The following is a 25,019-nucleotide window of genomic DNA, read 5'->3' as shown; positions in this document are numbered from 1 at the left end:
TGTGGTCATGAGTTCCACCTCTCGAGACGCCCTGGTCCTTCGCCCCTTTGAGGGGCTGCCGAACGAACAGGATCTGGTGGCGATGCGCCAGCTGATCCCCGCGGCGACCATGGCCGCGAAGACCACCGCCGAGCACGGCGCGGTCGATGTCGAGATCGCGACGATCCTGCCGATGGCGTGGCCCGCTGTGCGCCGCACCGACGGCAGCATCACCGTGGGCATCCAGGCCGCCTACCCCGGCGGGGACCTCTCCCGTGGGATCGGGCAGGCCATCAAGCAGGCCCTCGCCCTCGAGCCCGGCAACCCGATCACCTCGGTGACCCTGGACGACGATGCCCCGCGTCTGCAGGAGATCCTCGACCTGACCGGTGATTTCACGATCACCGTGCACGACACCTTCGAGTTCTGGCTGGACCCGAGCGCCGAGCGCACCCCCGAGATCGAGTCCTCGATCCAGGAGGCGAACCAGTCGATCATGCCCACCCGCGCCGTCGCCGGCCTCGAGCACGCCTACTGGGTCGATGCCGGCCCCAAGGAGCACCTGCGCTGGGTGCTCGACGCCGACGAGGAGAAGGTCATCGACGCGGTGACCCGCCTGCACGCGCGCCGTGAGTCGGGGGTCGGCGAGGGCACCAAGTACGTCGGCTCCTTCCGCGCCGAGGGTCTCGCGATCCCCGTGTGGGATCTGCCCAAGGGCTTCGGCGCCGAAGGCGTCGAGGCGGAGGCGGAGGCGTTCCGCACCCGCTTCGAGGAGGCGCTGCACACCGAAGAACCGCTCACCGCGCTCGAGCGTCGCGCCCGGGGCGGGATCGTGGCCCGACAGGTGACCCTGCGATGAGTGCGGCGGGGCCGCTGACGGCCCACCGCCCGGAGCGGGTGGCCGTGGTGATCCCCGCCAAGAACGAGGCGGAGCGGATCGAGGCGACCATCCGGGCCGCTCACGAGATCCAGGGTGTGGACCTGGTCGTGGTCGTCGACGACGGCTCGACCGACGCCACCTCCGCGGTCGCCATGGGGGCCGACGCCCTCGTGGTGCGCCACAAGACCAACCGCGGCAAGGCGGCGGCGATGGCGACCGGTGCGCAGGTGGTCGCGCTCCGGGAGGATGCCGAACGCGCCGACGGAGGCGCGGGCTTCTCCGAGGAGCTTCACGCCGAGCCGCGCTCGCCGGGGCACACCGGGCCGCTGCCTGTGATCGACGGCCAGGCCATGACGCCGCGCGCCCTGCTGTTCCTGGATGCTGACATGGAATCCTCCGTCACCACCGCGCAGCCCCTGGTGGATGCGGTCCTCGGTGAGGGCGTCGACATGGCGATCGCTCTGCTGCCGCCCCAGGCCGGCGCCGGCGGCATGGGCATCGTGGTGGGCACCGCCCGCCGCGGCATCCTGCGCGCCACCGGCTGGGAGGCCACACAGCCGCTGTCCGGGACCCGCTGCATCACCCGGGAGACCTGGGACGCCTGCCAGCCGCTCGCACCGGGGTGGGGCGTGGAGACGTCCTTGACGATCGACGCGCTGACCGGCGGGTTCTGGGTCAAGGAGATCGAGACGTCCCTGGCGCACCGCGCCACCGGCAAGGATCTGCGCGGTCAGCTGCACCGCGCCGCCCAGCTGCGCGACGTGGTGCGGGCGCTGGCCCGCCGCCGTCATGTCCTGCCGGACGATCCGGCCGATGAGTCGGCTGCCGACCCCGCCGTCGACACCGCTCTTGAGTCGAGCGTCGACCCTGCCGTCGATCTCGCTGATGAGCCGAGCGTCGATCCCGCCGAGCCGGCTGCGGTCGATTCGCCGCTGGATGAGACGTCGACGGGTGAGACGCCCGAGGTCGATCCCGCAGGCGCCGACGACGTCGATCCGACCACCGACCCGGAGCCCGACATCGCTGCGGAGCCCGCCTGGGAGCGGCGCGCCGCAACCGAGCGGGACAGCGGCACCGTCCAGCCGCGCCCGACGTCTGTGCGGGCTGTCTGGCCGGGGGCGAAGCGGGGACCGGAACCGGAATCTGCCGAAGAGGTCAACGCCTGGGACCTCGGTCCGGTACCGGGCGCCGCCCCCGACGAGCCGAGCGCTCCGGCCTCGGAGGCCGAGCCGGAGCCGGAGGCCGAACAGGCTCCCTTCGTGTCCTCCTCGTCGGCCCCGAACTCACCGTCCTCGTCGGCCACGATCTCACCGTCGGCCCCAGTCTCACCGTCGGCCCCGGCCCCGACCGCAGCGTCGAATACGGCACCGGTCCCGACCGCACCTCCGGCGTCGACACCGTCGACGGATCGGGAGCCCGCCGACCTGGCAGATCGCCGTCGCGCGCGCCTTGCAGCGCTCCCGGTCAGCGGTACTTTCTCCGATGAGGAGACCCGAGCCCTCGGCGATCTCGACCTCGAGGCGCTGGAGCGTCGGCTGCGGGCGCTGCCTGTCGCAGGGGACTTCGCCCCGGATGACGTCGTGTATCTCGCGGGCATCGATCTCGAGGCCCTCGCGGCCCGGCTCGAGGCCGCCCCGGTCCAGGAGCGCTTCAGCCCCGAGCACGCCGTGATCATCGCGTCGCACCTGACCGTGCCCGAGCCCGAGCTGCCCAGCTCGATCCGTCCACCGCTGAGCGGTGACGAGTACGCCTCGCTCGTGGTCCATGCCGCCGTCGACGCCGAGAACGCCTCGGACTCCTGAGCCCGGGCTCGCCGGCCTTCGGCGAACGACAGCTCGCGACCCTGTCTACTGCCTCTGCTGCACCGCGGGGGTCTGCTCCGTGTCCGCAGAGCCCGTCGGCCGGGGCGCAGGCAGCGCGACGGGCAGGAAGGCGAGCCAGATCCCGAAGACCGCGGCGACCAGCACCGGCCCGGTGTCGTTGACCGCGTAGCCCAGCCAGGTGCCGGCCACGAGGGCGACCCGCACCCGGTAGGCCGCAGGATGCTCGGCATCGAGCGCCGCGAGCCGTGCGAGATGGAACCGGCGCGGGGCGAGGATCGCGATCGAGGCGAGCACGGCCAGCACCATGATGAGCGCGAGCGCCCAGTAGCCGGTGGTCATCGCGATGTTCTGCGACAGCTTCCGCACGATCACGGAGACCAGCTCGCCGCTGAGGAGCTCGTCGATGAAGCGCCCCAGGTGGGTGCGGTCCTCGGGCGGTCGCAGCCAGTCCAGGAAGGACACCCCGAGCACGGCGACCGCACCGCCCGCCAGGAGCGCGATGATGTGCCACACCTTCGGCCGGATCCCCGAGACCAGGAGGGCGAGCAGTCCGAACGTGGGGACGGTGGCCAGCATCGAGCCGAAGTCCGCGCCCATCGACGGCGCCACGCACACGATCGCCACGGCGGCGCCCACCACAAGGGTCCACACCACCCGGGCGCGGGGCGTGCGCAGCACGGTGAACAGGCACAGCAGCGCCATCATCGCGCCGGCGAACACCATCCCGTACAGGTGGTTGGACAAGCCGTAGAAGCGGCCGCCGGAGATCGGCTGCGCTCCAAGCGGGGACCCCAGCTGGAACCTCGAGCCGAGCGCGGACTCCCCGAGGATCATGACGGCGACCAGGGCGGCAGAGACTCCGAGCGGACCGAACCGGTGGCGTCGCCAGGGCCCGCCGAGCACGATCGCGGAGAGCACCGCGCACCCGCCCCAGACCACGGCGGTCAGCGCCAGGGCGTCGTGCTCTCCGCGCCACCACGGCACGATGGAGGCGCACAGACCGACGGGCAGGGTGAGCGGGGCGATCGTGGCGAGGGCGCGGCCCACGGCAGCGAGCCGCCGGCGCCGCGCGAGGGCCGGGACCAGGCAGATCACGAGGCCGATCACGCCGAGCGCGAGCCAGGAGCCCAGGGCCGGTACGGTCGCGGAGTCGACGATCGCGGCGGCCTGCGAGCGGTCCAGGGCGAGCAGCTGAGGGTCGTCGTGGTCCGTGCCGCGGAAGGGCTGACCGGGGATCAGCCCGTCGGCGGTGACGTCGTACGAGGCGAGGATCGTCGCGACCACATCGGTCATCATCACGACGCCGTTCTGCTTCGTGGCGCCGCTGGTCAGGGCCTGACCCGGGAACGCGGAGTCGAGCGCGACCTGCAGACCCACGGTGCGGGAGGCGACCGCGCCGGTGCGCTCCATCTCGTCCGGGTCCGACGGATCGGTCGCGGCGACGGAGACCAGAAGGGTGCGCGGGAGATCGGCCGACTCGCAGCCGCCGGCGGCGTCCAGCACGACGCCGACCCGGTCGTCGAGCTCGGTGAGGGCATGGTCGCGGGCGGGATCATCGTGGTCGGGCACGGAGCCGAGATCGACCTGCACGATGTCCTCGCCGGCGAGGGCGTCGGCGGTCTCCGCGGAGATCTGCTCCGGATCGGACTGCCCGGAACCGGCTCGCTCGGGGTCCACCTCCGCGGAGGCATCGATCTCGGTGGTGCCCACGGGCAGCTGCTGCCACTGATCGACCGGGGGATCGGGGATCCCTGCCGAGCGGGGGGCCTTCGCGGCGAGACCGCGATAGCCGGTGTGCAGGGTCTCCAGGCCCTGGCGTTCGGTGGAGACCACGGAGGTGGAGGTGGTGTTCATGGCGCCCGCCCCGGAATGATCCGCGAGGCACTGCAGGTTCGGCGTCTGCTCCGCGGAGAGGTCCTCCCAGGTCAGGCCGGCGGTGGTGAGGACCAGGCGCACCGGGGCGTCGGCGTCCTGCGGGCCGTCGGCCTGCGCGGTCGGGGCCAGGCCCAGCACGAGCGCGCTCAGCACCAGGGCGAGCAGCACCCCCGGCAGGGCACGGAGCCGACGGGCGGGGGAGGAGACGGGCAGGTGGGGAAGCACAGGACGATGCTACGGGGCGCTCCCTCGCGCGCGGGGGCGCCTGCGCAGGGCCTCCACGCTTCTCCCACCGATTCCTCGGGTTCCGCTGACTCCACGGGGTCCCCAGGTGACCCCTATCGTGGTCCTCATGAACACCCCGACCCCGCCCTATGAGCAGGTCCGCCGCGAGATCGTCGAGCAGGTCCGCTCCGGCGAGCTGACCCCCGGTGACAAGCTTCCTGCCATCCGCGTGCTCTCCGGCGACCTCGGCCTCGCCCCCGGCACCGTGGCCCGCGCCTACAAGCTCCTCGAGGAGGCGCAGATCATCGTGACTCGGCGTGGTGCGGGCACCACCGTGGCGCCGGGAGCCGTGGCTGCCAGCGAGAGGTCCGCTGCGGCGACCGGCCGGGAATCCGGGGGAGTCGCCGATCCGGACCTCGTCGCGCTGTTCACGGGACCCGTCGCCGACGCACGTGCCAAGGGCCACGGCGACGTCGAGATCATGGCGTCGGTGAGGGCGGCGCTGGCGGGACAGGCTTCCGCGACCAACGAGTGATGGCACGTCAGTCGCAGACGCCGGTCGACGCGGAGCCGACGAGCGGGAAGGGCCCCGATCCCGCCCCGGTTCGGAGCATGATCCGTCTCCGAGCACTCGACCCACGGGATGCCGATGCCCTGCTGGCCGGCCAGGACGACGCGCTGGCGCGGGAGATCAGTGGGGGCCCCTGGGATCGCGCGGCGCTCGAAGCGTTCCTGAGCCGGTGCTCGCGGTGGAGCGGCGACGGCCCGATCCGCGAATTCGCCGCAGTCGACGGGACGGCCTCGGGCGGGGACAAGGACGGGGCCGAAGACGGGGACGGGGGCGGGCGCCTGCTCGGCGGCGGGGGTCTGAATCGGTTGGCGCCCGGAGTCGAGCGGGGCCACGCCGCGATGACCTACTGGGTGCTCCCGGCTCATCGGGGGAGAGGCCTGGGGCAGAAGATCGCCTCAGCGCTCGTCGACTGCGCCCGTGGCGACCAGCGGATCTCGCAGCTCGTGCTGTTCATCGCGCCGCACAACGCCCCGTCGCAGGCCGTGGCGCGAGGGATCGGGGCGTCACCGTCCGGGCCTCCCGAGCGTCATCCCGCCGATCCGGAGCGGGTTGTCGACCGCTGGGTGCTCGACCTGCGCTGAGCTCGACTCCGGGCCCAGGGACCGATGGATCCCCGCACCGGTCGCGCCGCACTGCACCGGACCGGACCGGACTTCGGCGTCCGGTCCTCCGCCGGCCTGGCATCCTGGGCCGATGAGCCCAGCCCTCCGCCTCGTCCCACCCTCCGTCTCCCGTCATGCGGCCTTCGTCGACTGCCTCGCGGACTACGCGGGCACGGCGATGGACGGATCGAGCATCGCCGATCCGACCGCCCCGCCAGTGGGCGACGGCGAGTTCATCGACTTCGTGACCGCGCGTCTGGCCGAGGAGGACCCGAGCACCGAGCTCGACGAGCCCTGGGTGCACTGCACCAGCCGCTGGATCGTCGCGGCCGACGGGGAGGGCGAGGGAAGCTCCGCAGACGAGCACCGGGCCGGAGCCGAGATCCTCGGCTTCCTCGCGATCCGCCATCGCCTGACCACCTACCTGTTCGATCAGGGCGGGCACATCGGGTACTCGGTGCGGCCGTCGGCCCGCAGGCAGGGGATCGCCTCTGCCGCGCTCGAGCTCGGTCTGATCGAGGCGCGCGACCTCGGCATCGACCCCGTCCTGATCACCTGCGACGAGGGCAACGTCGCCTCCCGCCGCACGATCGAGAAGGCCGGTGGCCAGTACGAGAACACTCTCCAGGGGAAGCGGCGCTACTGGATAGGTGACGGGGCGATGCCGCCGCGCCCGTAGGACGCGCCCGGGCCGGTCGACGGGCCGCCCGTTCTGGGCCGCACCACGGCACCACGCCCCTGAGCAGTAGTGTTTGCTCCCATGCGGTACGGATACCTCGGCCCCGAGACCACCTTCACCCACCAGGCGCTCCTGCAGGCTCTGGCGGTCATGCCCCGTGAGTTCACGGACACGGTGGAGCAGGTGCCCTTCACAGCGGTCGCGACCGCTACCACCGACCTGCTCGCCGGGGACATCGACGCGCTGATCGCGCCGATAGAGAACTCCGTCGAGGGCGGTGTCTCCGGCACGCTGGACGTGCTCGCCGCGACGGACTCCATCACCATCGTCGCCGAGCAGATCGTGCAGGTGACCTTCGTGCTCGCCGCTCGCGAGGAGACGCCGTTCGAGGACCTCCACGTCGTCTCCTCCCACCCGCACGCCCAGGCCCAGGTCCAGGGCTGGCTGCGCGGGAACGTCCCCTCGGCGAACGTCGCCACCGCGTCGTCGACCGCCGCGGCCGCCCGCGACCTCGCCGCGATGAGCCCCGAGGAGGCCCGCGGCCGCGCCGCCGTCTGCTCGCCCCTGGCCGCCGAGCACTTCGGCCTCACGGTGCTCGCCGAGCAGATCGAGGACAACGCCGGCGCCCAGACCCGGTTCGTGCTCGTCACCCGCGAGGGCCGGATCCCCGCCCGCACCGGCGCCGACAAGACCACCCTCGTGGTGCAGCTGCCCCACAACCGCTCCGGCGCTCTGCTCGAGACCCTCGAGATGTTCAGCGCCAACGGGGTGAACCTCTCCCGCATCGAGTCCCGACCCATCGGCGACTTCCTGGGCCGGTACTCCTTCTCCCTCGACGTCGAGGGGCACATCGAGGACCGTCGCGTCGCCGCCTCCCTGCGGGCGCTGCACCGGATCTGCCCCGTCGTGCACTACCTCGGCTCCTACCCGCGCATCGACGGGATCAGCCCCGAGACGCGCGAGGAGTTCGCCGACGACACCTACGACGAGGCCCACGCCTGGATCGAATCACTGACCGGCATGGTCACCCCGCCCGCGCCGGGGTCATCGAGCACCGACCGACAGCATCCTCAGGGCTGATCCCGCTCCGTTCCCGCGGGAACGCGCAGGCGCAGCACGCCCGGGTCGATCCGGGCGATCAGATGGGTCGCCTCGGCATCGGTGTCGCCGTCGAGCTGCACGGGCTGGGCCTTCGTGGTCGCGACGCGCACCTCGGTGGCCTGGTAGCGGTTCATGGTGGACAGCCGGGTGCGCTCGGCGAACCTGCCCTTCGGGACCAGCTTCGGGGTCACGACCTCGGTGAGCACCTGGCTGAACCCGGCGGCGCCCTTCCAGCCGGCGACCACGATCTCGAGGCGGCCGTTGTCCGCCGTGGCATCCGGCATCAGCACGAAGCCGCCGGGCAGCCTGCCCACGTTGCCCAGCAGCACGGTGCGCGCCTTGTGGGCGTGGCGGGTGCCGTCGGGGAAGTCCAGCATGACGTCGACCGAGCGGCCCAGGATCGTGCGCACGCCGCCGACCACGTACGCGATCCATCCCAGACGCTTCTTCAGGGTGTCGTCCGTGTGGCCGATCATCTCGGCATCCGCTCCGAAGCCGGCGATGACCAGGAAGATCTGTTCGGCGGAGGCGGCCGCCTCGGAGACGGAGCCGCCACTGCGCAGCCAGCCCACGTCGATCCGTCGGTCCTTGCCGCTCAGCGCCGCGGTGATCGCCGCGGTGGGATCCTCGAGCGGGATGTCGAGGTTGCGGGCCAGCAGGTTGCCGGTGCCGGCGGGGATGATCGCCATCCGGGTCTCGGTACCGGCGAGCACGGAGGACACCAGGCGCACGGTGCCGTCGCCACCGGCGGCGACCACAAGATCGGCACCCTCCTGGAGCGCCCGACGGGTCTGGCCGCGGCCCGGATCCTCCACCGTCGTCTCGTAGAACTCGACCTCGGCGTCGCCGAGCTTCTCGACGACCTCGCGCACGCGGGTGCGGAACATCTCGGCGTCGTGGAACTTCGAGGGGTTCAGGACCACCGCGACCCGGTGGATGCTGTCCGCGGGCGAGGCGTCGTGCGGGTCCGCGTCGGCCTCCGCGACCCCGTCGGCGCGGGCCGCGCCTGCAGGCGTGCCGTCCCCGGCAGCGCCGGCTCCCGCACGTGCGCCGGAGCCCTCGGTCGCCGCCCGCAGCGCCGCGATCTCACGGCGGTGGCGTCCCAGGTGCCGCAGCACCACGACGAGCAGCACGACGGTGACGACCGTGACCACGATCGAGGCGATGCTGAGGTAGAGCAGGGTCTGATCCATGGTCACAGAGTACTGACGGCGAGTGCCGACTGGCGCCGCCTCCTGCGCGGGTACCCTGGTGCAATGATCGATCTGCGGCTCCTGCGAGAGAATCCCGATGCCGTCCGCGATGCCCAGAGGGCGCGCCGACGAGACCCCGCCACCGTCGACACCGTGCTGGCGGCCGATTCGCGCTGGCGCGAGGCGACCGGGTCCTTCGAATCCGCACGGGCAGAGCAGAAGGCCTTCGGCAAGAAGGTCGCCCAGGCCACGGGCGAGGAGAAGCAGGCTCTGCTGGCCGAGGTCAAGCAGCTCGCGGCCGACGTCAAGCGCCTCGAGGGCGAGGCCGGAGAGGCCATCGCCGCCCGCGACAGCGCCCTGCGCGCCATCCCGAACCTCGCCGAAGGTGCCCCCGAGGGCCTCGAGGAGGACTTCGAGCTGCGCGAGACCGTTGGCGAGAACCCCCGTTTCGACCACCCGGTCAAGGATCACCTGGAGATCGCCGAGGGTCTTCGCGCGATCGACATGGCCCGCGGCGCGAAGGTCTCCGGCGCCCGTTTCTACTTCCTGCGCGGCGTCGGCGCCCAGCTCGAGCTCGCGATCCTGAACTCCGCGATCGACCAGGCCACGAACGCCGGCTTCACCCCGATGATCACCCCCACCCTGGTGCTCCCGGAGTCGATGGAGGGCACCGGTTTCCTCGGCGAGCACGCGGATGAGGTCTACCACCTCGACAAGGACGACGACCTGTACCTCGTCGGCACCAGCGAGGTGGCGCTGGCCAGCTATCACAAGGACGAGATCCTCGACCTGTCCGGCGGCCCGATCCGCTATGCCGGCTGGAGCGCCTGCTACCGCCGCGAGGCCGGCAGCTACGGCAAGGACACCCGCGGCATCATCCGCGTCCACCAGTTCCACAAGGTCGAGATGTTCAGCTACTGCCGCATCGAGGACTCCTACGAGGAGCACGAGCGCCTGCTGGATCTCGAGCGGGAGATGATGGCGCGCATCGACGTCCCGTACCGCATCATCGACACAGCCGCCGGTGACCTGGGCACCTCCGCCGCCCGCAAGTTCGACTGCGAGGCGTGGATGCCCAGCCAGAACACCTATCGCGAGCTCACCTCCACCTCGAACACCACCCAGTTCCAGGCCCGGCGGCTGAACATCCGCGAGCGCACCGATGACGGGCTGCGCCCGGTGGCGACGCTCAACGGGACCCTCGGCACCACGCGCTTCATCGCGGCGATCCTCGAGAACCACCAGCAGGCCGACGGTTCTGTCGTGGTCCCCGAGGGCCTGCGCCCCTACCTCGGCGGGCGCGAGACCTTCGAGGTCGTGGCCTGACATGACCCGACTCTCCGGACGCGGAGCACTGCGACGCCTGCGCGACGCCGTCCGTCACCGCCGGTTCACCCGGGTGTCAGACGGCGCTGAGACACTCGGTCGCATGGATGCAGCCACGGCGACCACCGACCGCGATGCCACCCGGACCCGTCTGGAGGAGCACCTCGGCGACCTGCCCGGGAAGCGACTGCTGATCGGGCTCGACGTCGACGGCACGCTCGTGGACCACGACGGCGTCATGTCCCCGCCGATGCGCCGTGTGCTGCAGCGCGCCGCCGCGGAGCACACCGTCGTCATCTCGACCGGCCGCTCCCTCGGGGCGACGCTCCCGATCGTCGAGGCCGCGGGGATCACCCGCGGGTACGCGGTCTGCTCCAACGGGGCGGTCACCCTGGAGCTGGATCCGGCGGCCGACGGCGGGTACCGCATCATCGACACCCGTGCGTTCCGGCCCGGCCACGCCCTGCGCACCCTGCGCGAGGTCGCACCCGACGCGCACTACGCGGTCGAGATGGTCGACGGCTCCTTCCAGGCCACCACCGGCTTCCAGGACGCAAGCTTCGGCGTGCAGGCCCAGGAGAAGCCGCTGGAGGACCTCCTCGAGCTCGAGGCCGTGCGCGTGGTGGTGCACGTGCCGGACCTCAGCCCGCAGGAGTTCAGCAAGGTCATCGCCGAATCCGGGGTGCACGGCGTGGAGTACTCGATCGGCTGGACGGCCTGGCTCGACATGGCCGCCCCCGGCGTCTCCAAGGCCACCGCCCTGGAGACGGTGCGAGCGGATCTCGGCATCGAGCCGGCGCACACCGTGGCCGTCGGCGACGGCTTCAACGACACCGAGATGCTCCAGTGGGCCGGCGTCGGCGTGGCCATGGGCCAGGCGCCCCAGGGCGTGAAGGACGTGGCGGACACCGTCACCGACTCCGTCTACGAGGACGGCACCGTGCTAGTGCTGGAGACCCTGCTGGGCTGATCCGGCTGCTCTGGGATCAGCCCAGACTCCGTCGTCCCGCACGCTCCGCGAAGCGGTCGATCGCCGAGAGGATCTCGTCGGACCGCCAGAACGGGCCCAGCTGATGCTCGTTCTTCGCGGTGAGGATCCCCGCCTCCTCCAGTGCACGCAACGGCGGATAGACGTTGGGCTGCTTCACCCCGAGCTCCGCATCCAGTCTGCTGAGGGACAGGGCCGCATCCTCGGCAGCCGACATCGTCTCCGAGGAGACCTGAGGCGTGAGCTTCGCGATGGCCGGAACGATCGCTGCCCTGTAGGTCTGCGAGCCTGGGTTGCGGTCAGCACGGATTCCGAATCCTGCAGTCGGTGTCCAGCTCCGGGGTTCGGCACCCAGGGCCGGCCAGCTGGGGCTGTCCTTACTCATAACACCTCCCCACTTCTTTATGAGTAACGGGTTTACTCATAAAATTGTGGGGAGGTGTTCTGAGATGTCGTTCAGTCCTCGGGCGACGCGACCTCGAGCACGACCTTGCCCAGATGGCCGCCCTCGCGGAGCACCGCGTGCGCCTCGGCGGCCCGCTCGAGGGGGAAGCGGGCGTGGATCGGGATCCGCAGGGAACCGTCCGCGAGCAGCGGCCAGGCCAGGGCCTGGGTGGCCTCGAGGATCTCGCGCTTGGCCTCGGTGCGGCGGGAGCGCAGCGTAGTGCCGATGACCCGGCCGCGCTTGCCCATGAGCAGGCCGATCGGCAGCTCGCCGCTCGCCCCGCCGAGGGTGCCGATGATGACCAGGCGTCCATGCTCGTGGAGCATCCCGACGTTGTCCGCGAGCGTGGGACCGCCCACGACATCGAGGATGACGTCGGCCCCGCCGGTCTCGCGCACCGCCTCGAGCAGATCGGTGGTGCGGCGGTTCCAGGCCATGTCCGCACCCAGGCCACGGGTGGTGGCGATCGCCTCGTCGGAGCCGACGGTGGTGAGCACGCGGGCACCGAGGTGCCGTGCCAGCTGGATCGCGACGGTGCCGATGCCGCCGGTGCCGCCGTGGATCAGCACGGTCTCGCCCTCGACGAGGCCGGCCTCGAGCACGAGGTTGGAGACGACGGTCGCGCACACCTCGACCACGCCGGCGGCGTCGACCAGGTCCATCCCCTCGGGCACCGGGAGCAGCTGTCCCTCGGGCACGGCGACGACCTCGGCGTAGCCGCCGCCGGCGAGCAGCGCCACCACGGCCTCGCCGGTGTCGCGGCGGTGGCCGGAGACCTCGAGCCCGGGCAGCTCCGAGGCATCCGGCGGTGGGGGATACATCCCGGCGACCTGGGCGAGATCCGCACGGTTCACCCCCGCGGCGACGACGTCGATCAGCACCTCGCCGGGCGCCGCGACGGGTTCGGGGAGATCGACCAGCTCGAGCTGGTGATCCTCGGTGATGGAGAGCGCGCGCATGGTCACTGGGTCACGTCCACGACGGTGCGGCCACGGGTCTCGCCGGCGAGGATCCGCGGGGCGAACGCGATCGCCTCCGACAGGCCGATGCCGGTGGTCAGCGAATCGAGCAGGTCGAGGTCCAGCTCCCGGGTGAGCGCCTCCCAGGCGCGCTCGCGCAGCGCGAGCGGGGCCTCCACCGAGTTCACGCCCGCCAGGGTCACGCCGCGCAGGATGAACGGCAGCACAGTGGTGGGGAGGTCCGTGCCCTGGGCGAGCCCGTAGGCCGCGACCGTGCCTCCCCAGGCGGTCTGTGCGAGGACGTTGGCGAGCGTGGTGCTGCCCAGGCCGTCGATCGCTCCTGCCCACCGCTGCGACTGCATCGGCTTGCCGGGCTCTTCGGAGAGCTCTGCGCGGTGGATGACGTCGGCCGCGCCGAGATCACGCAGGTACTCGCCGTTCTCTTCGTCCCGCCCGGAGGATGCCACCACGCGGTGGCCGCGGGCGGCGAGCAGCGCGACCGCGATCGACCCGACGCCGCCGGAGGCGCCGGTGACCAGCACGTCGCCGCTGCCGGGCTCGATCCCGGTGTCCTCGAGCCGCAGCACCGAGAGCATCGCGGTGAATCCGGCGGTGCCGATCGCCGCGGCGCGGTCGGGGGAGATCTCCGCCGGGAGGCGCACCAGGGCGTCGGGCCGCACCCGGGCCCGGGTCGCGAAGCCGCCGTGGAGGGACTCGCCGATGCCGTCGCCGTTGAGGATCACGAGGTCGCCGGCCGAGTACTGCTCGGCCTCCGAGGCGGTCACGCGGCCCACCATGTCGATGCCGGGGATCAGCGGGAAGGAGCGGGCGATGCCCTTGCCCGCGATCGCCATCGCGTCCTTGTAGTTGTAGCTCGAGAAGAGCACGTCCAGCTCCACGGGCCCGGTGAGCAGGGACTCGTCGGCATCCTCCACGAAGCGGGCGTCGGAGTCCTTCGAGTCGATCAGTACGGCGCGCATGCGGGGTGATCCTCTCCCTCGGGTGCAGATCCCGCCACCCTAGTCCCGGTACACTTCTCGAGGGCCTCCGGGCCAGGGGAGGGTTGTCAGAGCGGCCGAATGAGTTGGTCTTGAAAACCAATGTGCGGTCACCCCGTACCGCGGGTTCGAATCCCGCACCCTCCGCTGATCGACGACCGGCCCCGGGCATCTCGTGCAGATGCTCCGGGGCCGGTCGTGGTTCGAGGGCCGTGGTCCGAGGCTGGTGTGGTCCGAGGGGTGTGGTCCGAAGCTCACCGTCCGACGCCCTGGATCACGACCGGGTGTCGGCGCCCTGGGGCGTGCTGGGCAGGCCCACCTCGGAACGGGCCCAGTCCGAGACCTCGCGGGCCAGATCAGGATCCAGGGCGTCGGCCGAACGCCGCAGGAACGTCGGCCGCCCGCGCAGCGCACCGCGACCGTCGGGGCCGATGTACGACCCCGGGGGCAGCGGCTGGGTGGCGGCGAACAGCACCGAGGCGGCGCCGCGTCGCGCCGTCATCGCGATCGGTCGGGTGACCTCCGTGACGAGCCGATCGAGGCGCTCGGACCCCGTCGCGTTCTGCAGGTTGGTGAGCACCCAGCCCGGATGCACGAGCTGCAGGTCCACCCCTGAGCCGTCCGGTCCTGAGGCCTCCGCCCGGAGCCGGTCGGCGAGGTCGCGGCCCCACAGCATCGTCGTCAGCTTCGAGCGTCCGTAGCCGGCGCGCAGGGACCAGCCGCCGCGCCGGAAGTGCGGATCATTCAGGTCGATCGACCCGAAGGTATGCGCATCAGAGGCGACCACCACCACCCGCTCCCGCACCAGCGGCAGCAGCGTCTCGGTCAGGAGCAGGGGAGCGAGGGCGTTGACCGCGGTCATCATCTCGATTCCGTCGGCCGAGACCTCGCGGTGCCGGGTGACGACCCCGGCGACATGGATCAGCAGGTCGAAACCGCTCGGGCCGACGAGACGCTCGATCTCCTCGGCGCCCGCGCGCACCGACGACAGATCGGCGAGATCCAGCGACGTCAGGCGCACCGCTCCTCGTCGGCCGGTCTCCCGAACGATCCGCTGCGCGACCACCTCGCCCTTGGCGCGCGTGCGCACCGGCAGCACGAGGTCCGCGCCCCAGAGGGCCAGCTGCAGCGCCGCCTCTCGGCCCAGTCCGTCGCTCGCGCCCGTCATGACGACGGTGCGACCGGTGAGATTGGGCTCGGGCAGGTGCTCCCACTCCATGGCGCTCATCACGCCATCGTAGGGACGTCGGCTGGATGGGCGCCGGATCACCGCACTCCGGAGGGCACGGCACTCCGCGTAGCATGGAGCAGTCGCCTGGCAGGCCGTCCGGCTCCTGCGGCGCAGCCCCCGGATCCGCAAGGAGAATCAGCGATGGCCCAGTACACAGGTGTTGCAGTCAGCCCCGGCCGCGTGGTCGGCACGATCCGCACCATGGCGCCGCCGGTCGCCGAGCCGCCCGCGACCGAGAAGCTGCCCGAGGGCGCCGATCCCGCCGTCGAGGCCGAGCGCATCCCGGCCGCTGCCGCCGCCGTGCAGGCCGCGCTGATCCGTCTGGCCGAGCGCGCCAGCGGGGACGGGAAGAAGATCCTCGAGGCCACCGCGCAGATGGCCGCCGATCCTTCTCTCACGCAGACCGCCCAGGGCTTCGTGCTCTCCGGCGGCAAGTCCCCGGCCCGCGCTGTCTGGGAGGCCGGTGACCAGGTCGCCAGCATGCTCGAGGGCCTCGGCGGCTACATGGCCGAGCGCGCCACCGACGTGCGCGACGTGCGCGCCCGCATCGTCGCCGAGCTGCGCGGCGAGCAGGCCCCCGGGATCCCCGACCTCGAGGAGCCCTTCATCCTCACCGCGATCGACCTCGCCCCGGCGGATACCGCCACTCTCGACCCGGAGCGCGTGATCGCCCTGGTCACGTCCGACGGCGGCCCTCAGTCGCACACCGCGATCCTCGCCCGTCAGCTGGGCCTGCCCGCGATCGTCGCCGCCAAGAGCATCCACGAGTTCGCCGACGGCACCGAGGTGTTCGTCGACGCAGGCCTGGGCACCATCACCGACGAGGTCACCGAGGAGCATCACCGCTTCGCCGAGGCCTGGACCGAGCTGCAGAAGAATCCCCTCACCTATGAGGGTGGCGGCGGGGTGCTGGAGGACGGCACCCGCGTGCAGCTGCTGGCCAACATCGGCAACGCGGCCGACGCCGAGAAGGCCGCCGCCGCGCACGCCGACGGCGTGGGCCTGTTCCGCACCGAGTTCCTGTTCCTGGATCGCGAGGACGAGCCGTCCGTCGAGGAGCAGACGGCCGCGTACTCCGCCGCCTTCGCGCACATGGCGGGCAAGAAGGTCGTGGTGCGCACGATCGACGCCGGCGCCGACAAGCCGCTGCCCTTCCTCACCGATGCCGACGAGCCCAACCCGGCGCTCGGCGTGCGCGCCTACCGCACCTCCTGGGAGAAGCGCTCGGTGCTGACCAACCAGCTCGACGCGATCGCCGCCGCCGCGAAGCAGTCCGAGGCCACGCCCTGGGTGATGGCCCCGATGATCTCGACGGTCACCGAGACCGAGGACTTCACGGCGCTGTGCCGCGAGCGGGGCCTGGAGCCCGCCGGGATCATGGTCGAGACGCCCTCGGCCGCGATCACCGCGGACCGTCAGCTGGCCGTCTGCGACTTCGCGTCCATCGGCACCAATGACCTCACCCAGTACACGATGGCCGCGGACCGTCAGCTGGGCTCCCTCGCCCACCTCAACAACCCGTGGCAGCCGGCCGTCCTCGCGCTCGTGAAGGCCACGTGCGACGGTGCTCGTGTTGCGGGCGGCGATCCCGAGGCGTTCGGCGAGAAGGCCAACAAGCCCGTGGGCGTGTGCGGCGAAGCCGCCGGCGACCCGGGCCTCGCGGTCGTGCTCGTGGGGCTTGGCGTGAACAGCCTGTCGATGACCCCGCGCTCCCTGCCGGCCGTCGCCAAGGTGCTCTCGACCGTGACGCTCGAACAGGCCAAGGAGCTCGCCGCGAAGGCCGTCGCCGCCCGCACCGCCGAGGACGCCAACCACCTCGTCCGCGCCGGCCTGCCGATCCTCGGCGAGCTGGGCTTCTGATCTCCTGAGCAGCTGAGCAGCTGAGCAGCTGAGGGCCTGAGCGCCTGAGGAGCTGAGGGCCTGCGGGCCTGAGCGTCAGAGTCGCTGAGCGTGGCGTCCCTCCCGCATTCCCCGCGACACTGTGCTCGCGGTCGTCGAATCCACGAGAACGTGCCCGTCACGGCACGTTCTCGTGGATTCGACGTTCCGGGAGGCGTGTCATCGTCGTCATCTGTGCCCTGCGCCCCGTGACCCCTCGCGGCAGACCCCGCCCCCTCGCGGCTGGCTCCCGCCCCGCCCTCTCGCGGCAGGCTCTCGCTCCCGCCTCCTCGCGGCTGGCTCCCGCCCTGCCCCCGCGCCTTCGCGCCACAGGTCCCTGTCTCCCCTCCCGGGACCGCGAGGTCCCGAGATCCCGAGTTCCCGGTGCCCAACCCGTGTTGAACGGTTAACCTGTGCCCGGACCCGTCGGCGTGATCCAGGTGGCGGGCTCCGTGCCGCCGTCCGAGAGGGACCACGATGACCGACGCCCCCATCCACCCCAGCCCCTTGCCTCGCGACGACGGCGGCTGCTCGCGCCGCACCGTCCTCGGAGGCGCGGCCCTCGGCACGACGGCCGTGGTCGCCGGGAGCCTGCTGGGTGAACCCCGTGCATCCCACGCGGCCCCGGTCGAGGCCGAGGCGCTCGGACCGCTCGTCGACGTCGCTCGCTGGGGCACCCCTCGTGCCCTCCGTTCACGGATCCCCGCGCTCACCCAAGCCGCCGATGGCGGCCTGATCGCAGTGTTCGACGCCCGGGACTCGATGGATGATCTGCCGGCACACATCACCGTCGTGATGCGCCGCTCGACCGACGGCGGCGCCACCTGGGAACCGACCCGCACGATCCGCGCCGACGCCGCCTGGTCCGCAGGGGACCCGAGCCTGCTCACCGACCACATCACCGGGCGTCTGCATTGCTTCTGCACCGGCTCGGTGCATGCCGGCTATGCAGCCTCCGGCACCGGCAACGACCCCGAGGATCAGGACATCACCCAGGCGGAGCACCTCGTCTCGGACGACCACGGCCTGACCTGGCAGCACCGGCGCATCACCGCGCAGGTCAAGGACCCGGCCTGGGCAGGGATGTTCGCCTCCTCCGGTACCGGCCTGCAGCTGCGCACGCGCGGCACCGGCTTCACCGGCAGGATCATGCAGTCCTACGTGGTCCGTATCGATGGGGAGAACTATGCCGTCGCGGCCTGGTCCGACGACGGCGGGGAGAGCTGGCAGCACGGGGTACCGGCAGGACCGGGGGCCGACGAGAACAAGCTCGCCGAGCTCTCCGACGGATCGGTGCTGCTGAACACCCGTGCCCCGGGCGGGTATCGCCGCCAGGCCATCTCCACCGACGGCGGGGCGACCTTCACCGCGTTCGAGACGATCCCCGAGCAGATCGACCCCGGCAACAACGGGGCCATCGTCCGCGTCTTCCCCGATGCAGGCCCCGAGGATCCGGCCGCCCGCGTGCTCGCCCTGAGCAACTGCGCCGACGCGGACATCCGGCGCCAGCTCACGCTGCAGATCTCCTTCGACGACGGAGCGACCTGGCCTGCCTCGTTCCTGCTCGACGACGACGCGTCCGCGTACTCGACGATCGTGGCGCTGGAGGGGGAGCCCGGCGTGCTCGGGCTGCTGTACGAGCGGGAGGGCTACTCGACGATCAGCTATCGCCGGATCGACGTCGGAGCGCTGTCCCCGGCGCCCCTGCTGCTCGAGATCCCCGCGGAGACGTCCCTCGCGGCCGGGACGAGCACCACGGTGACGGTCACCGTGACCAACCAGGGCACCGAGCCCGCGCCGGGCGCGGAGGTCTCGCTCACGGCGCCCGACGGCATCACCGCAGCGCCCGCCGCCGTCGCGGAGCTGGCCCCCGGAGCGAGCACGGAGGTCTCCCTCGACGTCGAGGTGCCGAGCGGCTTGGCGGGGCCGCGGGCACTGACCCTGCAGGCCACGGCGACCATGACCGTCCCAGCGCTCGGCCCTGCGGTCGGGACCACGGCGCGCGAGGTGCACGCCGCCCGCCCCGCATCGGTCGTCCTCGACATCGCGGGGACGACGCCGCTCTTCGCCCTCGAGCTCACCCCGGTCATCGACGCCGTCTATCCCGATGAGGAGGATCGCTCGCTGGTCGGCGACCTCGCCGTGCCCTGGGTGCGGGTGCGCAACGCCGGCGGCCTCGCCGTGGACGCCCTCGAGGTGAGCTCCTCGGCCGGCGGCTCCGCGACGATCGAGACTCTCGAGCCCGGAGCCACCGCCATGATCCGCGGCCGGGACCAGCTGGGTCACCAGCTCGAGCAGTCCGACCTCGACGACGCCAGCTGGGCACCCACCATCCGTGCCCGAGGCACCGCGGACGGCGAGAGGGTCGAGGCCGCAGCGCAGCTCGACCCTCTGGACCTCGGCAGCCGCCCCGCAGCCCAGGCCGATGGCGCGGTCTCCCTGCCGACGGGGGATGCCCGCACGTCCGCCTTCGTGCGGGTGCGTCCGGACGACCCCACGCCGGAGACCCTGCCGGACGGGACCCGCCTGGCGGTGACCATCCCTCCGGGCGGTCGCACGAGCCTCCAGCTGGTCGTGACGGCCCCGCGCGCTGGAGCGCTCGACGTGACGGCCCGCGGTCGGAAGCTGTCGGTGAGCGCCTCTAGGGTCGAGGAGATCGTGGAGGTGGAGCCGGGCGGTGCGTCGACCGGCAGCAGCACCACCGATCCGCTGACGCCGCTGCCGGCGCACGTCGACGCAGGCAGCAGGTCCCCGTTGTGGGTGAGCATCGCCGTGCCGCCGGATCATCCCGGCGGCACCGAGACGGTGCGCCTGACCGTGCTGCAGGACCGTCGGCCGCTGGGCAGCTACCCGGTGGACGTCACGATCCCCGCCGTGCCGCTCGCCCCGCTCGCGGAGCGACCCTTCACACTGGACCTGTGGTGGCACCCCGACGCGATCGCTGATGCCCAGGGCCTGACGACCTTCAGCGAGGAGCACTGGATCGCCTGCCGCCCGTACCTGGAGGACCTCGCCGCCCACGGGCAGGATGTCGTCAACGCCGTCGTGGTGGACGATCCCTGGCTGATCGAGGACCCGGACACCGGCGAGATCGTGCCGCAGACGGCCTCTTCCTACCTGTCCCTGGTGGGCTGGCAGTGGGACGGCACGACGTTCACCTTCGACACCACGCAGTTCGACCGCTGCGTCCAGGAGCACGAGCGGGCCGGAATCACCGGGCCGATCCACCTGTTCGCGATGATCCAGTTCCGGCTCGACCAGCGCCTCACCTACGTCGACACCCGCAGCGGGAAGCAGGTCGATGAGAAGGTCGAGCTGGGCGATGAGCGCTACCGCGAGGCATGGGGAGCGTTCCTCACCACGATGCACGAGCACCTGGTGGACCGCGGCTGGTGGGATCGGGCGGCGCTAGCCTTCGACGAGCGACCGAAAGCCCTCATGGATGCGGTGTTCGAGGTCATCCACGATGTCGCCCCGCAGTGGGACGGGCGGATATCTCTGGCGGCGAACTCCCTCGAGGAGGCGGACATCGCCCACTCCATCTCCTTCAACCACAGCTTCCTCGCCGAGGTGCCTGCCGAGCTGATCACGGCGCGGCTGGAACGCGGGGAGCCGACGCTGTTCTACACGTTCTACGATCCGGTGCGGCCCAACACCGTGACCGCCTCGCCGCCGATGTCCTCCCGGATGCTGGGCTGGGAGGTGGCTCGCTACGGCTTGGACGGCTACCTGCGCTGGACCTACAACTCCTGGCCCGCGGACGTGCTGGAGCATCCGAGCCACCGCTACGGCCAGGGCGATGAGTACATCGTCTACCCCGGCGCCGAGGGTCCGATCTCCTCGCTGCGCTGGGAGTCCCTGCGCGACGGACTCGATGACGCCGAGATCTTCCGGCTGCTGCGGGAGCAGGGCGCGGCACGGGCCGATGAGCTGCTGAGCCGGATCGCCGCCGACGACGCGGACACCCCGGAGGCCTGGGCCGCCATGGCAGGGCTCCGGGAGCAGGCGCTGCGCGAGCTCGAGCAGGGAGGCGCGAGCGCCGGCTGAGGCCGAACCCCGAGGTCGCGCCCTCCTCAGCGGGCACCAGAATCATCGAAACCCTCGATATGCACCGTTCACGGTGCATATCGAGGGTTTCGGGGAGCCCGGCTCAGGCCTCGGCGTCGAGGTCCTTCTCGAGGAGGTCGGCCAGGGCGTTGACCGACTCGTCGGCCCCCTCGCCCTCGGCGCGCAGGGTGACCTCGTCGCCGTGACCGGCGCCCAGGGTCATCAGCATGAGCATGCTGGAGGCCTGCACGGCGTTGCCGCCGGCCTTCTCGATGGTGACGGTCGCGCTCTGCTCGGCGGCGGCCTGCGCGAAGATGCCCGCGGGGCGCGCGTGGAGCCCGGAGGCGCTGGCGATCTTGACGGTGCGCTCTGCCATGGTGTGTGCCTTTCGACGGGCCGCCGCGCGGTTCGCGACGGAAGGGCGGCGCGATCTCCCGCGCCAAGTTCTTACGGTGTCCTCAGGAAATATACCGGTCTGCCCCATGGGCCAGGGGCCCAGCGGGCAGACCATCGCTCAGGAGTGGGAAGAGTCCCCACTATGCATCGATCTCGCCCTCGTCGCACTGCTCGCCGCGCCCTCGCCGCGCCCCATGCCGGAGCGGCCAGGGGAGGGCCGACGGGAACCGTGAGCGGCGCCCGTCGACCAACTTCCACAGGGCCGACTGCCTCGCGGCGACAGCATCCCGCACCGCAGCGAACAGCGGGTGCGAAGGCTCCAGGCCGGTGATCTCGGCCGCGGCGGCGTCGGCGTCCTGCGAGCGCAGGATCTCCTGCAGCCGGTCCACCTCGTCGTCACCTGTGGGGGTGAAGGCGAGCGCCGCCGAGAAGGAGGCGAGCAGACCCTCGTATCCCAGCCCGCGCTCGGCGAGCTCGGCGGCCGGGCTGATGATCCGCTCGTTCCGGGAGAGCTTGCGCAGGGGCGCGCGCCCGACCCGCTCGACCGGGTCCGGCAGCGCCGTGTTCGCGAAACGGCCCAGCACCTTCGTGCGGTACGAGGCCATGTCCTCCTCGGAGAAGCCGTGCTTGGCGACCAGCAGCGCGGAGGTCTCCGTGAGCACCGAGGTGACGCGGCCGTGCACCGCGGCATCGGAGATCGCGTCGGCGATCGTCGTATGGCCCGCGGCCCAGCCGTGCCAGGCGGTGGTGGCGTGGCCGGTGTTCACCGTGAACAGCTTGCGCTCGATGTACGGGCCGAGGTCGTCCACCCAGGTGATGCCCGGGACGTCCAGCTCCTGGCCGGCGAAGGGCGTGCGATCCACGGCCCACTCGTAGAAGTCCTCCACGGTGACGTCCAGGCCCGCACCGTCGGCCTGCACCGGCACGATGCGGTCCACCGCGGTGTTGGAGAACAGCGCCTTGTCGTCGAGGTCCTCGCCCTGGTAGTTGGCGCGGATCTCCTGCTCCAGCAGATCGGTCGCGTTGATCGCGTTCTCGCAGGCCATCACAGCCAGGCGAGGGGCCCCGGCGGGGCGGGCCGCGATGCCGGCGGCGATGTTCGGTGCGACGAAGCGCAGGATGTGCGCGCCGACGGCGGTGGTGACGACGTCGGCCGACGCGATCTGCTCGGTCAGGCCCTCGGGGTCCTTGGTCGAGTTGATCGCGCTGAAGCCGTCGACGACCGTCTGCGTCGGGTTCTGGCCGACGGTGCGGACCTCGTAGGAGTCCGCCTCCTGCAGCTGGGTGATCAGGGAGTCGGCGACGTCCGCGAACACCAGCTCGTAGCCGGCCTCGTGGAGCAGCAGGCCCACGAAGCCGCGGCCGATGTTCCCCGCGCCGAAATGCACTGCCTTGGTCATACGATCACTCCTTCTCGTCGCCGAAGATCGCCAGGATCTCCTCGGCGCTGGTGGCCTGCTCGAGGCGCTCGACCTGGGCGGGATCGGAGAAGGTCATGGCGACCTTCTGGAGCAGCTCGAGGTGCTCGTTGCCGACCCCGGCGATCCCGATCACGAACTTGGTCGGGTTGCCATTCCATTCGATGCCGTCGGGGTAGCGCACGAACGACATCGCCGACCGCTTGATGGTGGACTTCGCATCGTTGGTGCCGTGGGGGATGGCCAGGCCGTTGCCCATGAACGTCGAGACCGTGGCCTCGCGGGCGTGCATCGCGTCGACGTACCCCTGGTCCACGGCGCCGGCGCCCACCAGCAGGGCCCCGGCCTCGTCGATGCCGGAGGCGGAATCGGTCGCGGTGCCGGTCAGGACGATGCTCTCGGGGGAGAGGATCTCCGGGGAGGCGGCCGACGTGTCCGAGGCGGCAGCGGCGTCGGAGGAGTCAGGGGCCTCGGACGCTCCGGCGGCACCCGCCGACTCGTGCTGGGGAGCGGTCTTCTCGGCCGCACGACGGCCGTGGCCCTCGCCAGCGCCCGCGCCCGCGCCTGCTGCTGCTCCGGCTGCTCCGGCACCGACGGTGGCGGCGGTCGCTCCTGCGCCGACCGGCTCGGAGTCGGTCTCCGCTTGGGGATCGTTGCGCTCGTGCACGAGCTCGACGACCTCGTCATAGCGCGGGGAGTTCATGAACTGGTCCACGCTGACGTGCACGGCGGAGCCGGTGCGCTGGCGGGCCCGGTCGGTGAGCTCCTTCTGGGTGACGACGACGTCCCACTCGTCGTTCAGGGAGGAGATCGCCTTGTTGGTGACCTCGACGTCGGCGAAACCGGCGGCGCGCACCTTCTTGCGCAGCACGGTCGCGCCCATGGCGGAGGAGCCCATGCCGGCGTCGCACGCGAAGACGATCTTGTCGATGCGCCCGGTGTGGCCGGAGCCGTCGGCCGCGGCGGCCGCTCCGGCTCCGGCACCCGCGCCGGTCAGGGCGCCGGCGACGGAGGACTTCTTGCCCTTCATCTCCTCCATCTTGGCGGTGGCGGCGGCGATGTCGCCGTCGTCCTGCTTGCCGATCTTGAGGAACAGCGTGGAGAGCAGGAAGCTCACTCCGGCCGCGGCGAGCACGGCGAGGGTGATGCCCAGGTAGGAGTCGCGGGCGGCGACGCCGTAGATCGCGAGGATGGATCCCGGGGAGGCGGGGGCCTTGAGTCCGGTGTTGAACAGGACGTTGACGAACACGCCTGACATGCCGCCGCCGATCGCGGCGAGGATGAGGATCGGCTTCATGAGCACGTAGGGGAAGTAGATCTCGTGGATGCCGCCGAAGAACTGGATGATCGCGGCGCCCGGTGCGGAGGCCCGTGCGGCGCCGCGTCCGAAGAACGTGTAGGCGAGCAGGATGCCGACGCCCGGTCCGGGGTTCGACTCGAGCAGGAACAGCACCGACTTGCCGTTGGTGGCGGCGTCGGCGATGCCCAGCGGGGTCAGCACGCCGTGGTTGATGGCGTTGTTGAGGAAGAAGACCTTCGCGGGTTCGATGAGGAGCGAGACCAGCGGCAGCAGGTGCGCGTTGATCAGCGCGGCGACGCCGTTGGCCAGCAGGGTCATCAGGGCGTTCACCAGCGGGGCGAGGCCGAAGAAGCCGGCCGCCAGCATGATGAAGCCGAAGATCCCGGCGGAGAACATGTTCACGAGCATCTCGAAGCCGGCGGGGATGTGGTCCTGCCACAGCTTGTCGAGCTTCTTCATGATCCAGGCCGCGAGCGGCGCCATGATCATCGCGCCGATGAACATGTGCACCTGGGGCAGGGCCGCGAAGTCGGCTTCGGCCTTCCCGCTGGCGAGCCACTCCTTGAGCGCTGCGGCGTTGTCCAGGGTGATCAGCCAGTCGGAGCCGGCGATCACACCCATGGTGGCGATGACGCCGACCACGGCGCCGCGCGCCTCGTAGATCATGCGGCCGCCGGTGTTCGCGATCAGCAGGGGCAGCAGGTAGTGGATCATCGGGCCGACGGCGCTCTCGAGCGGAGCGTTCGGCGTCCAGCCGTCCTCGATGAAGAAGGCGGTGAGGATGCCCCAGGCGATGAGGGCCGGGATGTTCGGCATCACCATGTTCGACAGCGAGGTGCCGACCTTCTGCAGGGCCACGCGCGGGCTGAACCCGCGCTTGGCCTCGGTCGTTGTAGTCATGACACGTCCTCAGGGATGGCCGGGGACCACGGGCCGGGGTCTCCGGAGGGCGACGGCGTGCGCCGACTGGCGCACTGCGGCCGGGCGGGGCGATCTCCGAGCATGGATCTGAGGAGGGGCTCCGGCGGCGTGAGAGCAGTCTAGTCCTGGCGACGGCCCGGAACAGGCACCCCGGGACTCGGCATCCGTCGAGGTGGCGCCGAGG

At 71.6% G+C, this 25,019-nt stretch carries 18 protein-coding genes, 1 tRNA gene and 1 pseudogene; 11 read left to right on the top strand and 9 right to left on the bottom strand.

The window, feature by feature from the left end; all coding sequences use genetic code 11:
* The first annotated feature begins 7 nt into the window (after window positions 1–7).
* Together ACT3T5_RS01830 and ACT3T5_RS01825 are read left to right on the top strand one after the other, a co-directional pair.
* Window positions 8–838, top strand: coding sequence for a DUF5926 family protein (locus ACT3T5_RS01830; protein WP_443353707.1), 831 nt, complete (start codon window positions 8–10; stop codon window positions 836–838).
* Window positions 835–2,661, top strand: a complete 1,827-nt coding sequence (locus ACT3T5_RS01825) for a glycosyltransferase (RefSeq protein ID WP_444593415.1) — start codon at window positions 835–837, stop codon at window positions 2,659–2,661. The genes ACT3T5_RS01830 and ACT3T5_RS01825 overlap by 4 nt, the downstream gene beginning before the upstream one ends.
* Window positions 2,662–2,706: 45 nt before the next feature.
* Here the strand turns inward: ACT3T5_RS01825 and ACT3T5_RS01820 are convergent, their stop codons facing one another.
* The gene (locus ACT3T5_RS01820) at window positions 2,707–4,782 is read right to left on the bottom strand and encodes a hypothetical protein (protein WP_444593414.1); all 2,076 of its coding nucleotides are present in this window, start codon (window positions 4,780–4,782) and stop codon (window positions 2,707–2,709) included.
* Window positions 4,783–4,909: 127 nt separating this feature from the next.
* Here ACT3T5_RS01820 and ACT3T5_RS01815 point away from each other — a divergent pair, with 127 nt between their 5' ends.
* The 4 genes from ACT3T5_RS01815 (at window position 4,910) to pheA (ending at window position 7,714) form a co-directional block, all read left to right on the top strand.
* Window positions 4,910–5,317 (top strand): GntR family transcriptional regulator, encoded by a 408-nt coding sequence (locus ACT3T5_RS01815; RefSeq protein ID WP_443350008.1) that lies wholly within the window; start codon window positions 4,910–4,912, stop codon window positions 5,315–5,317.
* A 77-nt stretch (window positions 5,318–5,394) separates the two neighbouring features.
* The gene (locus tag ACT3T5_RS01810) at window positions 5,395–5,934 is read left to right on the top strand and encodes a GNAT family N-acetyltransferase (protein ID WP_443397795.1); all 540 of its coding nucleotides are present in this window, start codon (window positions 5,395–5,397) and stop codon (window positions 5,932–5,934) included.
* Window positions 5,935–6,046: 112 nt separating this feature from the next.
* Window positions 6,047–6,634 (top strand): GNAT family N-acetyltransferase, encoded by a 588-nt coding sequence (locus ACT3T5_RS01805; RefSeq protein ID WP_443350013.1) that lies wholly within the window; start codon window positions 6,047–6,049, stop codon window positions 6,632–6,634.
* 81 nt (window positions 6,635–6,715) lie between these two features.
* Entirely contained in the window at window positions 6,716–7,714 is a 999-nt protein-coding gene (pheA, locus tag ACT3T5_RS01800; protein ID WP_444593413.1) for a prephenate dehydratase, read from the top strand.
* Here pheA and ACT3T5_RS01795 read toward each other — a convergent pair.
* Window positions 7,705–8,928 carry a diacylglycerol/lipid kinase family protein gene (locus ACT3T5_RS01795; RefSeq protein ID WP_444593412.1) on the bottom strand — a complete coding sequence of 408 codons (1,224 nt, stop codon included), beginning with the start codon at window positions 8,926–8,928 and terminating at the stop codon, window positions 7,705–7,707. The two genes, pheA and ACT3T5_RS01795, sit on opposite strands and share 10 nt — an antisense overlap.
* 63 nt (window positions 8,929–8,991) lie before the next feature.
* On the opposite strand from ACT3T5_RS01795, the gene serS reads away from it, so the two are divergent.
* A complete protein-coding gene (gene serS / locus ACT3T5_RS01790) occupies window positions 8,992–10,254 on the top strand; it encodes a serine--tRNA ligase (protein WP_444593411.1) in 1,263 nt (420 codons plus the stop codon).
* Window positions 10,255–10,357: 103 nt separating this feature from the next.
* Complete coding sequence (locus ACT3T5_RS01785) at window positions 10,358–11,224, top strand: HAD family hydrolase (RefSeq protein ID WP_444593410.1); 867 nt, start codon at window positions 10,358–10,360, stop codon at window positions 11,222–11,224.
* A 16-nt stretch (window positions 11,225–11,240) separates the two neighbouring features.
* On the opposite strand, the gene ACT3T5_RS01780 is transcribed toward ACT3T5_RS01785, so the two are convergent.
* The 3 genes from ACT3T5_RS01780 to ACT3T5_RS01770 all read right to left on the bottom strand — a co-directional run bounded on the left by ACT3T5_RS01780 (window position 11,241) and on the right by ACT3T5_RS01770 (window position 13,626).
* On the bottom strand, window positions 11,241–11,459 hold the full coding sequence (locus tag ACT3T5_RS01780; RefSeq protein ID WP_444593409.1) for a hypothetical protein: 219 nt from the start codon (window positions 11,457–11,459) through the stop codon (window positions 11,241–11,243).
* A 239-nt stretch (window positions 11,460–11,698) separates the two neighbouring features.
* Window positions 11,699–12,646, bottom strand: a complete 948-nt coding sequence (locus ACT3T5_RS01775; RefSeq protein WP_443350021.1) for an NAD(P)H-quinone oxidoreductase — start codon at window positions 12,644–12,646, stop codon at window positions 11,699–11,701.
* A gap of 2 nt (window positions 12,647–12,648) precedes the next feature.
* On the bottom strand, window positions 12,649–13,626 hold the full coding sequence (locus ACT3T5_RS01770; protein ID WP_443415404.1) for an MDR family oxidoreductase: 978 nt from the start codon (window positions 13,624–13,626) through the stop codon (window positions 12,649–12,651).
* 77 nt (window positions 13,627–13,703) lie between these two features.
* Here ACT3T5_RS01770 and ACT3T5_RS01765 point away from each other — a divergent pair.
* Window positions 13,704–13,791: transfer RNA gene (locus ACT3T5_RS01765), tRNA-Ser, on the top strand.
* Window positions 13,792–13,918: 127 nt separating this feature from the next.
* Here ACT3T5_RS01765 and ACT3T5_RS01760 read toward each other — a convergent pair.
* Window positions 13,919–14,872, bottom strand: coding sequence for an SDR family NAD(P)-dependent oxidoreductase (locus tag ACT3T5_RS01760; RefSeq protein ID WP_444593408.1), 954 nt, complete (start codon window positions 14,870–14,872; stop codon window positions 13,919–13,921).
* 144 nt (window positions 14,873–15,016) lie between these two features.
* Between ACT3T5_RS01760 and ptsP the strand changes: the two genes are divergently transcribed.
* Window positions 15,017–16,735: a phosphoenolpyruvate--protein phosphotransferase gene (ptsP, locus tag ACT3T5_RS01755; protein ID WP_444593407.1), complete on the top strand. Its 1,719-nt coding sequence runs from the start codon at window positions 15,017–15,019 to the stop codon at window positions 16,733–16,735.
* Between the two features lie 495 nt (window positions 16,736–17,230).
* The gene (locus tag ACT3T5_RS01750) at window positions 17,231–20,800 is read left to right on the top strand and encodes a glycoside hydrolase domain-containing protein (protein WP_444593406.1); all 3,570 of its coding nucleotides are present in this window, start codon (window positions 17,231–17,233) and stop codon (window positions 20,798–20,800) included.
* Window positions 20,801–20,903: 103 nt separating this feature from the next.
* Here the strand turns inward: ACT3T5_RS01750 and ACT3T5_RS01745 are convergent, their stop codons facing one another.
* From ACT3T5_RS01745 to ACT3T5_RS01735, 3 genes and pseudogenes are all read right to left on the bottom strand, one after another.
* Entirely contained in the window at window positions 20,904–21,176 is a 273-nt protein-coding gene (locus ACT3T5_RS01745; protein ID WP_444593405.1) for an HPr family phosphocarrier protein, read from the bottom strand.
* 277 nt (window positions 21,177–21,453) lie between these two features.
* Window positions 21,454–22,596, bottom strand: a pseudogene (locus tag ACT3T5_RS01740) (mannitol-1-phosphate 5-dehydrogenase); the annotation flags it as partial.
* Window positions 22,597–22,600: 4 nt separating this feature from the next.
* Window positions 22,601–24,814 carry a PTS sugar transporter subunit IIA gene (locus tag ACT3T5_RS01735; RefSeq protein ID WP_444593404.1) on the bottom strand — a complete coding sequence of 738 codons (2,214 nt, stop codon included), beginning with the start codon at window positions 24,812–24,814 and terminating at the stop codon, window positions 22,601–22,603.
* Window positions 24,815–25,019: the final 205 nt, after the last annotated feature.

The sequence above is a fragment of the Brachybacterium sp. AOP3-A1-3 genome, from assembly GCF_052378285.1.
In the GTDB taxonomy this organism is placed as follows: Bacteria; Actinomycetota; Actinomycetes; order Actinomycetales; family Dermabacteraceae; genus Brachybacterium.
Note: the sequence above shows the minus strand (reverse complement) of the source record. Positions and strands in the feature narration are given on the sequence as shown.